The sequence below is a fragment of the Nostocoides sp. genome (assembly GCF_035343835.1).
GTDB lineage: Bacteria > Actinomycetota > Actinomycetes > Actinomycetales > Dermatophilaceae > Nostocoides_A > Nostocoides_A vanveenii.
This window is the reverse complement of record NZ_DAOQZV010000090.1, coordinates 1-11,654: the sequence shown is the minus strand read 5'-3', so window position 1 is coordinate 11,654 and position 11,654 is coordinate 1. Positions and strand designations below refer to the sequence as shown.

9 protein-coding genes are annotated in these 11,654 nt (G+C 67.9%); 4 read left to right on the top strand and 5 right to left on the bottom strand.

The genetic code is table 11. The annotated features are described in order from the left end of the window. A partial coding sequence (gene gabT, locus PKH97_RS08250) for a 4-aminobutyrate--2-oxoglutarate transaminase (RefSeq protein ID WP_324386928.1) occupies window positions 1-1,306 on the bottom strand: 1,306 nt, incomplete at its 3' end. A gap of 398 nt (window positions 1,307-1,704) precedes the next feature. Here gabT and PKH97_RS08245 point away from each other — a divergent pair. Both PKH97_RS08245 and PKH97_RS08240 read left to right on the top strand, forming a co-directional pair. Further along, a complete protein-coding gene (locus PKH97_RS08245) occupies window positions 1,705-2,778 on the top strand; it encodes a Fic family protein (RefSeq protein ID WP_324386927.1) in 1,074 nt (357 codons plus the stop codon). Window positions 2,779-2,876: 98 nt separating this feature from the next. Further along, complete coding sequence (locus PKH97_RS08240) at window positions 2,877-4,448, top strand: PucR family transcriptional regulator (protein ID WP_324386926.1); 1,572 nt, start codon at window positions 2,877-2,879, stop codon at window positions 4,446-4,448. A gap of 121 nt (window positions 4,449-4,569) precedes the next feature. On the opposite strand, the gene PKH97_RS08235 is transcribed toward PKH97_RS08240, so the two are convergent. The 4 genes from PKH97_RS08235 to PKH97_RS08220 all read right to left on the bottom strand — a co-directional run bounded on the left by PKH97_RS08235 (window position 4,570) and on the right by PKH97_RS08220 (window position 9,756). Continuing rightward, a complete protein-coding gene (locus tag PKH97_RS08235) occupies window positions 4,570-6,027 on the bottom strand; it encodes a biotin carboxylase (RefSeq protein ID WP_324386925.1) in 1,458 nt (485 codons plus the stop codon). Then, the gene (locus tag PKH97_RS08230; protein WP_324386924.1) at window positions 6,024-7,271 is read right to left on the bottom strand and encodes a serine hydrolase; all 1,248 of its coding nucleotides are present in this window, start codon (window positions 7,269-7,271) and stop codon (window positions 6,024-6,026) included. Before PKH97_RS08230 ends, PKH97_RS08235 begins: the two co-directional genes overlap by 4 nt. 11 nt (window positions 7,272-7,282) lie before the next feature. After that, window positions 7,283-8,686, bottom strand: coding sequence for an amino acid permease (locus tag PKH97_RS08225; RefSeq protein ID WP_324386923.1), 1,404 nt, complete (start codon window positions 8,684-8,686; stop codon window positions 7,283-7,285). A gap of 263 nt (window positions 8,687-8,949) precedes the next feature. Continuing rightward, a complete protein-coding gene (locus PKH97_RS08220; RefSeq protein ID WP_324386922.1) occupies window positions 8,950-9,756 on the bottom strand; it encodes a PIG-L family deacetylase in 807 nt (268 codons plus the stop codon). A 35-nt stretch (window positions 9,757-9,791) separates the two neighbouring features. On the opposite strand from PKH97_RS08220, the gene PKH97_RS08215 reads away from it, so the two are divergent. After that, window positions 9,792-11,042 carry a serine hydrolase gene (locus tag PKH97_RS08215; protein WP_324386921.1) on the top strand — a complete coding sequence of 417 codons (1,251 nt, stop codon included), beginning with the start codon at window positions 9,792-9,794 and terminating at the stop codon, window positions 11,040-11,042. A 118-nt stretch (window positions 11,043-11,160) separates the two neighbouring features. After that, a partial coding sequence (locus tag PKH97_RS08210) for an MFS transporter (protein WP_324386920.1) occupies window positions 11,161-11,654 on the top strand: 494 nt, incomplete at its 3' end.

Below are 11,654 nucleotides of genomic sequence, written 5' to 3'. Positions count from 1 at the left end.
TGACGAGCGGCGGGAGGAGGCGGATGACATTGCCATAGGTGCCGCACTGGAGGGTGACGACGCCCTGGCGGTGGCACGCGGCCATGACGGCCGCGGCGGCCGCGGGGGCTGGCTCTTTGGTGCCAGGGACGACGAACTCGACGGCGAGCATCGCGCCGCGTCCGCGGACCTCGCCGACCCACCCATTGCCGTATGCCGCTTCCTCCAGAACGGGCCGCGCAATCGCCTCGATCTGGCGGGCGCGGGCGACGAGGTCGAGCTCCTCGATGGTCTCGAAGACGCCGAGGGCGGCCGCGCAGGCGACCGGGTTGCCGGCGAAGGTGCCGCCGAGGCCGCCCGCGGGGACGGCATCCATGATCTCTGCGCGGCCGGTGACACCGGCGAGCGGCAGGCCACCGGCGAGACCCTTCGCGGTGACGATCAGGTCGGGGACGAGGCCATCGTGTTCGGAGGCGAACATCGCTCCGGTGCGGGCGATTCCGGTCTGGACCTCGTCCGCAATCAGGACGATGCCGTGCTCGCGGGCCAGGCTCGCGACGCCGTGGAGATAGGCCGCGGGCGGGACGATGAAGCCGCCCTCGCCCTGGATGGGCTCGATGACGATGGCGGCCGTGTTGTGGGCGCCGATCTGCTTGACGACGAGGTCCTCGAGCGCGTTGAGCGCCTCCATCGCGCAGTGGTCGGGGCCGGTCGGCCAGCGGAAGGGATAGGCGAGCGGCGCGCGGTAGATCTCCGGCGCGAAGGGGCCGAAACCATCCTTGTAGGGGACATTCTTGGCGGTCATCGTCATGGTCAGCAGGGTGCGGCCGTGGTAGGCGTGGCCGAAGGTGACCACCGCCGGGCGATGGGTGGCGACCCGGGCGATCTTGACGGCGTTCTCCACGGCCTCGGCGCCGGTGGAGAACAGCGCGGACTTCTTGGCGTGCGCGCCGGGGGTGTTGGTGTTGAGCCACTCGCCCACCTGGACATAGCCGTCGTATTCGGTGACGAGGAAGCACGTGTGCGTCAGGCGGGCGACCTGCTCGCGGACCCGGCGGACGACCGCCGGCGCACTGGAGCCGACCGTCGTGACGGCGATGCCGGAGGCGAAGTCGATCAGGTGATTGCCGTCGACGTCGACGAGGATGCCGCCGCCCGCGCGCTCGATGAAGACCGGAAGGGTCGTGCCGAGGCCCGTGGACAGGACACCTTGGCGGTGCTGGTGGCGGGCGAGCGACTGCGGCCCGGGGATCGCCGTGCGCAGGATGCGCACCTGCTCCGGCCGGTCGGTCTCCACGTATGCCGCGGTCTCCAGTTGCGCCGTCATGGCCCCTCCTTGGGTCAGCTCCCCGGGTCCAGAAATGGCCCGGTCGTTCCCGCCACGGTAGGCCGGGCGTGCCGAGGAGGCAGTGGACGAAATGGTGCGGCTTTGTGGTTCAGCGAGACATTTCGTCCAGCCTCCGCGAGTGCCAGAGACAGCGCGGCATGTCCTCCCAAATGAGGGTTAGCTTCATTCATAACCTCACTTAGATGAATAAGTGAGGTTATGCTGGTGGCGTGACCTTCAGTTCGTCGTCCGCTAGCCCACATACATCGTCGGCGGATACCAATGGCTGGCCCGCCGTGACTTACGAAGATGTGCCCTGGGACGTGCACCCTGTCACCGGTATGACGCGACGTGATCGGGTGATGATCGGGTGTCCATACCGGGCAAGCGTTCCGGCGATGATCGCCGACTTGGATGTAGTGCTGCCTGGACGGGTCAGCGCCGAGGCCGAGGAATCGGCCACCGCCATGCGCGAGTTCGACACCCGCCAGGGCAGCGAGATCGCGCCTTTCGCAGCGATCCTCCTGCGCAGCGAGTCGGCGTCGAGCTCCCAGATCGAGCAGTTGTCCGCGTCCGCGCGAAAGATCGCCGAAGCCGAGCTGACGGGCGCATCGACGGGTCATGCTGGCGCCATCGTCGGCAATGTGCGCGCGATGACTGCCGCCTTGGCCCTCGCCGACAATGTGGATGCCGGGGCGATCCTGGCCATGCACGACGCGCTGATGCACCAGACCGCGCCGGAGATTGCGAGCCGGTGGCGTACGGACCAAGTGTGGATCGGCGGTCGGGCGGTGTTCGGGATGGGCAGCCCGCACGATGCCGACTTTGTCCCTCCCATCGCCCACCGAGTGCCCGAGTTGATCGCGGACCTGGTGTCGTTCAGCGTCCGCGCGGACGTGCCGGGCGTGGCTCAGGCCGCGATCTCCCACGCCCAGTTCGAGACCATCCATCCTCTCCCTGACGGCAACGGGCGCACGGGACGTGCCTTTCTGCACGCGATGCTGCGCGCGCGAGGGATCGCGCGCCAGGTGTCGGTCCCGATCAGCTCGGGCCTTTTGGCTGATACGCAGGGGTACTTCGACGCGCTAACCGCCTACCGGGACGGTGATATTTCGCCGATCGTCTCGTGCGTATCCCGGGCCGCTTTGATCGGTGTCGACAACGGAACGCGGTTGATAGCCGACTTGGATGACGTCCGCCAGCGCTGGCGGGATCAGCTGACTGGGCTGAGGTCCGACTCCGCCGCGCGGCGACTGGCCGAGGGGCTGTTCCTGCACCCGGTGATCTCGGCGCCCGTCGCCCGCGAGATCCTGGGCATCGGCAAGAACGAACATCGCTACATCGACGTGCTTCTCGATCGGGGGATCCTGAGGCAGGACCAGGACCACAAGGCGCGCAACCTGACCTGGCGGGCTCAGGACGTGCTTGATGCCCTGGATGCGTATGCCCGTCGCACTGGTCGCCGCTCCTGAGCCCGTGCCGGGCGGCTCGCCACGTGTTACTGGACAGCGAGCCCCCGCGGCCACGATGCTGGCGGCTCGCCAGGTTCCATGGACGACGGGAGGCGGTCTTGGGTATCACCATCGAGCAACTGGCCGGGGACGGCCGACTGGGGCTGCGGATCGTCGGCGGGCTGACCGGGCGGCGTCGCGATATCACGTGGGCGCACACCAGCGAGTTGCTCGACCCGACGGCGTGGCTGGACGGCGGCGAGTTGCTGATGACTCTCGGCATCAACCTGCCCGACGACGCGGTCGGACAGCGGGCGTATGTCGAGCGGCTGGCCCGGCTGGGCGCGTCCGGTCTCGCGTTCGACACCGGGATGATCCACCCGGAGGTGCCCGAAGCATTGGCCCAGGCGGGGGATGAGTTCGGGCTGCCGGTGCTCGCCATCCCGGCCGCGACGCCCTTCCTGGCGATCTCACGCGCGGTCATCTCCGCGATCACCGCGGACCAAGTGGCGTTGGTCGCGCAGATCTCGCGCAATCAGGAGCGGCTCGCGAGTGCGGCCATGGTCAAGGGTGCGGCAGGAGTCGTCGACACGCTCGCGCGGGCCTTGGCCGCAACGGTCGTCACGCTCGACGGCTCCGGTGCGGCTGTGGACTCGGCGGGCGCTGGCGCCGGCCGGCTGGCGAAGCGGGCCGCGGCGCTGCTGGACTCTCGCCGGGGCAAGGGTGTGCCGGCCCGGCAGCAGACGATCAGCCATGTCGACGACGACGGGTATTTCACCGTGCAAGTGCTGGGTAAGCCCAAGCAGGCCGGCGGCTATCTGGTGGTCGGTGGACGTCGTCAGTTGGATTCGAACCAGCGGCTGCTGGTGAGCCATTCGGCGACCTTGCTCTCGATCCTGCTCGACCGTCCGGCGCACCTCCATGAGGCGGAAATACGCCTGCGGCGCATGCTCTTTCGGTCACTCCTGCGCCCCGGTGCGGATGTCGATCTCGGCCTCCTGCGGTATGTCGGATTCGCTGCCGACCGGGAGGTGGCCGTGGTCGCTGTCGGGGACGCCGGACCGCCGCGGGCGGCTGAGGCAGCGGTTGACGCGGCTCTGGCCGCGCGAGGCATACCGGCGCTTGTGATGGCGAACTCGAAGGGCCTCGCGGTGTTGGTGGGGGCGGCCGAACGGGGCGAGGTCGCGGAGATGACGCTCGTTGCCCTGCGGGCGAGCCTCGGTCGGCTGCCCTCGGCCGGGGTAGGCCGTGGTGTCGAGCTCGGGCTCGCGTTGGACAGCTATCGGCAGGCGATCGCCGCCGCGCGCGTGGCGCTCGGGCAGCCGGGGCAGATCATTGACTTCGCGGAGTTGAGCATCTTCGACGTGCTGCTCGGCACGCAGTCACGCGACACATTGGCCGCGATCGCCGGCTCGGTGCTCCGCCCGCTGGAACCACGCACGAGCGGCCTGCCCGCCGACCTGCTGCGTACCACATCGGAGTTCCTTGCGCACGGTGGACATTGGGAGGCTACGGCGAATGCGCTTGGTGTGCACCGGCATACGTTGCGCAACCGGATAGACCGGATCTCCGGCATCCTCGGCCGCGACCTCACCATCGCGAGCGAACGCGCCGAGGTCTGGCTTGCCCTCAAGGCCCGCGAACTCCTCCACCTCACCTCGACCGAGGCCGCCGGCGAGCCGGATCGTTGACAGCTTCCCCGCCCGATGCCGGAACCCCCTTGTTCGCACCGGAAGACGTCCTGTGCGAACAAGGGCCTGGTGGCTTCGGGCGAGAAGGCTGCGACTGGTGTGGCGACGCCTCGAGCCGGGGTCAGAGGGCCTTGGAGTTCAGCAGGGTAGGCATGATCACCGGGGCTTCGGTCAGGGGTGAGCTCACATACTGCGAGCGGATGCCGCTGACGATCTGCTCGCAGCGCGGAGTCAGCGACTTGGGGTCGTCGGTCTGCATCCGCGAGCGGCCCATCACGATGCCGAGGTCCGCGCCCTTGAACAAGTAATCCCCGGGGCCATAGATCCGCATGAAGAAGAACTCGTTCTCGTCCTGCAGGCCGTGCCAATCCAGGGCGGGTCGGCGGTATTCGAAGGACCCGTCGGGCTGGATCGCCCAGGTGCCGGTGCGGGGTGCGGCGAGGATCGAGGAGACCTCGTCTTCCGGCTGCTTCATGATCAGCTGGCTCCATTGGTCGATCGCCGCCAACTCGGTCCAGCGCTCGTTGATCTCGTCGGTGTCGATGGTGTAGTCGACGTCCATGTATTCGAGCAGGTGGAAGAGATAGAGCGGCAGGTCGGCATAGGCCCCGGCGGTGACCATGGTGATCGGTGAGGCCCCCGAGATGCGCGGGTTGAGTTCGCCGAGATAGACCTCGTCAGTGTCTAGATCGATGAGGGTGTCGACCTCGAAGAAGCCGGTGTAGCCCTCCAGCGCGAGCCGGTCGCCGAGCTTGCGCACGAGCTGCGTCGCGGCTGTGCGCTGCTTCTGGGTCATGGTCTCGGGGAAGACGTCATTGCCGCACCAGCCACCCTTGTAGGGCGTCATCGACTCATACCCGGTAAGGTCGACCATGAACGGGCCGACGATCGTCCCGTGCCGCGTGATGCACCCCTCGACCGCGAAGGCGGTGTTGCGGATGCGCTTCATGATCTTCGCCTCCTGCCCGGCGAGTTCCTCCGCGTACTTGTCCCAATCCTGTTGGCTCGCAACGAAAAACGTGGTCTTCCCCGAATCGCCGTAGGGCAGCTGGATCACCAGATCACTGCCCAGGCCGGCCTCGCCGGCGAGGGCCAGCAACTCGTCATACGAGTCAGCTGAGGCGAGGATATTGGGGACGCTCGGCGCGCCCGCCTCATTGCCGAGGCGGGTGGTCTCGAGCTTGGAGTCGAGCCGTTTGCGCAGGGCGACGGGCGGGAGGGTGAGGGTGTAGCCGAGCTCGCGGCAGATCTCCTCGGTCTCCTCGTCGATGAAGACCGCCATCACCCGCGGCTTGCCGCCGCGCGCTTTCAGGCGCGCCTGCAGCTCGGGGTTGCGCAGCAGCCAGTTGGTGATCTGCTCGGAGGAGGTGAAGGTGCCGTCATACGGCTGGGACGGGGTGATGATGCGCGGGTGCTGGCCGTCCCACGGGTCGTAGTAGGTGAGGTAGTTGAAGTTGCGGACCCACCGGTCCAGCCCGAGCAGATTGAAGGGCGTCGGCCCGACGAAATAGATCGGCTCGTCATTGGTCCGGTAGAACGACCGGATCTCGGAGATATTGCGCAGGGGGTGGGTGGTCATCTCTTCTCCTTGATGGCTGCCGGGTGGGCGGCGAGGGCGGATCGGGTCAGGGCGCTGGCGAGGGTTTCGAAGAGCCCCAGTGTGTCGAAAAATTGAGCGCCGTCCTGGGCGGTCGGCCACGAGGACAGCTTGACGCCGGTGATCGCGGCGCGCTGGTTGACATAGATCATCTGGCCGTGCACACCGAGCGCGAGGAAGGTCGTCCGGTCGGGGAAGGGCACCCAGATCTGATTGCGGTAGTGACCGCCCGGCATGCCGGTCGGCGAGCTTGTGGCGGCGAAGGCCGAGCGCAGATCCTCGGTCCCGAGCAGCGTGTCGGTGGTCAGCCAGCTCGGTCCGACCTTGCGGCCGGATGGAGAAATACCGCTGTGCCGCAACATTTCTCCCAACCTTGCGACGTCCCGAAGGGTGGCGCACATGCCACCGTCCGCGATGGCCGTGCCCGCCTGGTCGATGCTCACGTATGCCGTGTGCTCACCCCCCATGGGTGCCCAGACGTAGTCGTGTATCAGGTCCGCGAGCGGGCGGCCGGTCGCCCCCTCGCACACCCACCCGAGCGCGTCGGTCTCGCTGGAGCGGTAGTGGAAGGTGCCGCCGTGCTCGCGCTCGCGGGGCAAGGTGAGCAGGAAGTCGTGCAGGGTGTCCGGGATGTCAGCCCGTGGGCTGCGCCACTGGGTCGCGTGCTCCATCAGGTAGACGTCCGCGTCGGGGTCGTGGTAGGTCTCGTTGAACCGCACACCTGAGCGCATGTCGAGCAGATGCCGCACGGTCGCGCCCGCGAATCCGCTCTCTCCCAGCGCAGGAACGATCTCCTCCACGCGGGTGTCGAAGCCGAACCAGCCCGCGTCGACGAGCGTCGTCGCGACGACGCCGACCACGGTCTTGGTGACCGACATCAGCAGGTGACGGGTGTCGGGGAGCATGGAATCGGCATACGTCTCGGCGCGGATGCGGCCGTGGTGCAGGATGACGAAACCATCGGTGTAGGTGTCGGCGAGGACGTCCGCACCGGTCGTATGACCGGTGATCCGCCCGGTGGCGTCGTAGCGCGGGGTGGCGAGCCGGAGAAGATTCGGATCGGGTTCTGCGGCAAGGGGTTCCGGATGCGGCGACGCCTGGATCACCTGCATCCGCAGCACCTCGTCGAGGTGGAGGAAGGACCAGCGGTTGTGCGGCGCGTCGGCCCAGTTGTCGAGGGTGATGCCCCGGCCGATGGCATCCGTGGAGAGCGGGTGGTGCGTCACCCCCGACACGCTCATCGGGCTTCGGCGTCGACCGCGAGCTCGGGTCGGGCCTTGGTGCGATACGGCTTGGTGAGGGCGAATACCAGCAGCAGGGCGGCCCACGAGATGAGGCCGAGGGTGATCTGGGAGCGGGTGTCTTCGCGGATCGCCATGGAGACAAGGATCGCGGCCATCGCGATGATCGTGGCGATCGTCAGATAGGGGAAGGCCCACATCTTGAACTTCAGCTGGCGGCCGGCGGCGTCATGGCGCTTGCGCAGGACGTATTGCGAGGCGGCGATGAGGATGTAGGCGAAGAGGATGACGGCGCCGGAGGAGTTGATCAGGAAGCTGAAGACCCTGTCGGGCGAGAGGTAGGCGGCGATGACGCAGAGGAAGCCGACGACGGTGGACATCAAGATCGCGTAGGTGGGGACGCCGCGCTTGTTGACGATCATGACCTGCGGCGGGGCTTCGTGACGACGAGCGAGGGTGAAGAGCATCCGGCTTGCGGTGTAGAGGCCGGAGTTGAGGCAGGACAGGACCGACGTGAGGACGACGGCGTTCATCAGGTCGGCCGCGTGGGGGACGCCGAGCTTCTCGAAGGCGCTGACATACGGCGAGGCGCCAAGCTCGGTGGAGTTCCACGGGAGGATGACGGCGAGCAGGAAGACCGAGCCGACGAAGAACAGGGAGATCCGCCAGACAACCGAGCGGGTGGCCTTGGTGACGGCGCGCTCCGGGTCGTCGGACTCCGCGCCGGCGATGGTGGCAATCTCGGCGCCCACCATCGAGAAGACCGCGGTGACCATGCCGGCGAAGATGATCGACTTGCCATTGGGGAAGAAGCCGCCGTGCGCGGTCAGATTGCTGAAGTCGAAGCTGGCGCCCGGCCACATGCCGATGACGAAGAGGCTCACACAGACCAGGAAGATCAAGATGGTCGCGACCTTGATGCCGGCGAACCAGTACTCAAACTCGCCAAAAGCCTTGACAGAGTAGAGATTTGTCGCGGTCATGAGGACCATGAGGATCAGCGACATCATCCATAAGGGGGCGTCGATCCAGTACTGGAGAATCTTGGCGCCGGCCACGGCTTCGAAGCCGACGATGATGACCCAGAAGTACCAGTAGAGCCAGGCCACGGAGAAGCCGGCCCATGGGCCGAGCGCCTCGCGGGCATACTCGCTGAACGAGCCGGTGGTCGGGCGTGCGACGGACATCTCGCCGAGCATCTGCATGACCATGATGATCAGCACGCCACAGAGGGCGTAGGTGAGGAAGGCGCCCGGGCCGGTCTCGTTGATGACCACCCCCGACCCGACGAACAGGCCCGCACCGATGACGCCGCCGATGGCGATCATGGTCAAATGCCGTTGCCGTAGGCCCTTGTGCAGGCCCTCACTCGATGTTGCTTCGGTGGTTGTTACCGCCATCGGAATGCCCCTTCCCTTCCCACTTCGTTGCGGAATGTCGATGAGTGGAAGGGTGCCAGCGGGGATGGCGGCCGTGGATGGCCGATATGTCGAGATTCGAAGGGTTTGGCAGGACGTTCCGTCCTGCGCTGCGTGCCGCCCGAGGCGACCAGACTCCCCAGTCCGTATGCCGAATCATCCCCCGGTGGTTGCGGCACCTCCCACGGTAGCCGAGCCCGCCACCGGTCTGGCCGTCGGGGTCCGGGACGGCCATTCTGTGCGGCTCAGGCGCCGAAAGGCCAGCCAGCGCGCATGCCGGGGGAATCGGCATACGCCGGTTCGATGTAGTGCTCGGTGGCGAAGAAGGCGCGGAAGATCTCCTCGGGCATACCGAGGAAGCCTTCGATGTCGGTCTTCTGGCTGCGATGGGCTTCCATCGCCGCGCGGCGGTGCGGCAGGAAGTCGGCGACGTCGACCTGCCAGGTGATCTCGGCCTCGGGAGTACCGAGCGGGTTGCCGTCGTCCATCGGGGCGTCCGGGTTGAACGCGTCGCTGTCGCTGAGCCCGGCGGCCTTGGCGCCTTCATACAGCCGGCGAATGATGTCGCGGTTCATCGTCGACTCGAGCACCCGCGGGCGCCGCGCCGCGAGCCGGGCCCCCTCGTGCAGGACGTGGTGGACCTTGACGTGATCGGGGTGGCCGTAGCCGCCGTGCCAGTCGTAGCCGACGACGATGTCCGCGTCCTCGGCGTCGAGAATTGCGGCCAGTCGCAGGCCAGCGTCGCGAGTGTCGGCCTGATGGAAGCACCCGGCGTGGGTATTTTGCTCCCAGCCGGTCATGCCCGAGTCGGAGTAGCCGAGCCACTCGACGCGGGCGACCCCGAGAGCCGCCGCCGAGCGCTCCGCCTCGATGCGGCGACGGTCGATCAGTGTCTCGCCGGGCGCCAGGTCGTCGGGGACTTCCCCGTGTTCGCCGTTGGTCGCGAAGACCGCAACGACGCGGCTGCCCTCGGCCGCGGCACGGGCCATGGCCCCCGATGTCTGCGAGGCCTCGTCGTCCGGATGGGCGTGGAAGAACACAATGGTCGGCACGGGCCGCAAGAGTAGTGGCTCGTAGTCTGAGAGGCGTGAGTGAGCCGTCCGTCCTGACCGAGCACAGCTACTACCACCCCCAGCCGGGCACCGCGTGGGAGGCCGTCGGCGCCGCTGCCGAGTTGCTGGGTGCGCAAGCCCCACTCGTCACGCTCGCCAACTGGCAGGAGGATCCGCACCACTCTTGGGCCTTCCAGCACATGCGCGAGCTGATGCCGAGCCAGGTCATCGAGGGCACCGACGAGCCGCGCCCGCTGCCGGAAGCGCTCGGTGAGGTGGGCGGCATACGGCTCGAAACGCCTTGGGCCACAACGGTAGACGCGCTCATCGACGCGACCGAGACCGACGGGTTTCTCGTCCTGCACAAGGGGGCGATCGTCGATGAGCGGTATGCCGGCGGGATGACGCGGCGTCGACGTCACCTGATCATGTCCTGCACCAAGTCCGTCGTGTCCGCGGTCGCGGGCAGCCTCACCGGCGCTGGACTGCTCGATCCGGATGCCCCCGTCGAGACCTATGTCCCCGAACTCGCCACGAGCGGGTACGCCGGCGCGACCGTGCGCACCGTCCTCGACATGCGTTCCGGGGTGAAGTTCAGCGAGGCCTATCTCGACCCCGACGCCGAGGTCCGTGTCATGGAACGGTCGATGGGCTGGGCGCCGCGCAACCACGGCGACCCGCTGGGCATGTACCCCTACATCCTGACCATGACGCGCGACCGCGCCCACAACGGCACCTTCGACTATCGCTCGATCGAGACCGATGTCCTCGGGTGGATCGTCGAGCGCGCCGCCGGGCGACGCATGTCGGAGTTGATCGGCGAGCGGATCTGGCGGCCGATGGGCGCCTTCCACGACGCCGAGATCACCGCCGACCCGCTCGGCTGTGCAGTCCACGACGGCGGTATGTCCGCGACCCTGCGCGATCTCGGCCGCTTCGGGCTGATGCTGCTCAACCACGGCCGGGTGGGCGAGCGCGAGGTGCTGCCGGCGGGGTGGGTGACGGATGCGGCATACCCGCCGGCCGACGTGCGCGCGGCGTTCGCTGCGTCGGTCAACGAGCCCTACCTGCCTGGCGGGTGGTATCGCAGCCAATTCTGGTTCGTGCCAGGGGATTCCGGGCCGAACCTGCTGTGTCTGGGCATCCACGGGCAGATGATCTTTGTCGAGTTTGCGACCGGGCTGGTGGGCGTGAAGCTCTCCTCCTGGCCGACCCCGCAGAACGCCGACAAGCTGGTCGCGACCATCAACGCCTTCCGCGCGATCGGGCGGTCGCTGGCGGGCTGACCGGTTCGCCCGGCGCGAGGAGTCCACCGGTGGGCGCGAACGTCCCTGGCTGGCAGCCGCCGACGACTTCGCGATCCCGCCGGGGGCCTATCGCGCCGTCGATCAGGCGGTCCGCAGCGTGCTCTACCAGACCTGGACCCAGGAGATTGCCCGCGCTCTTGACCGGGCCGGCGCGAGCTTGATGATCCCGCTAGCGAGTGTGGTGCAGATGGCTGCGTGCATCGGCCTCGCGCTCGCGGACTCGCTCCCGGCGACCCATGCGCTGGTCATCGCCCTGCAGCTCGGCTTTGCCGTCGCCAACCCGACCTGGACCTGGGTGCTCGCTCGGGCCGTGGGCGACGACCGGATCGGCCAACTCGTCTCTGCCCAGCAGGCCCTGATGGCCGCCGCATCCCCGGTCGGCGCGGCAATCGGGGGCGTGCTGGTGCAAGCGCATGGCGATGCTCTCGTCTTTCTCCTGGACGCCTTGACGTACATCGTGGTCGCGGCCGTGGCGTTGGGCATCCGTCCTCCTGAGCGCGGTAAGAACGCCTTGCCACCCAGGGCGCGGGCCGAGAGCGAGCGCGGCCGACTTCGGGTTCTGGCAGGCCGCGACCGGCGCCGGGGCCCTGG

What these genes read in the sequence shown, in the direction of transcription:
- PKH97_RS08245 (WP_324386927.1), top strand. Translation starts at nt 1,705, where the DNA reads ATGATCGCCGACTTGGATGTAGTGCTGCCTGGACGGGTCAGCGCCGAG.
- PKH97_RS08235 (WP_324386925.1), bottom strand. Translation starts at nt 6,027, where the DNA reads ATGACCACCCACCCCCTGCGCAATATCTCCGAGATCCGGTCGTTCTAC.
- PKH97_RS08225 (WP_324386923.1), bottom strand. Translation starts at nt 8,686, where the DNA reads ATGGCGGTAACAACCACCGAAGCAACATCGAGTGAGGGCCTGCACAAG.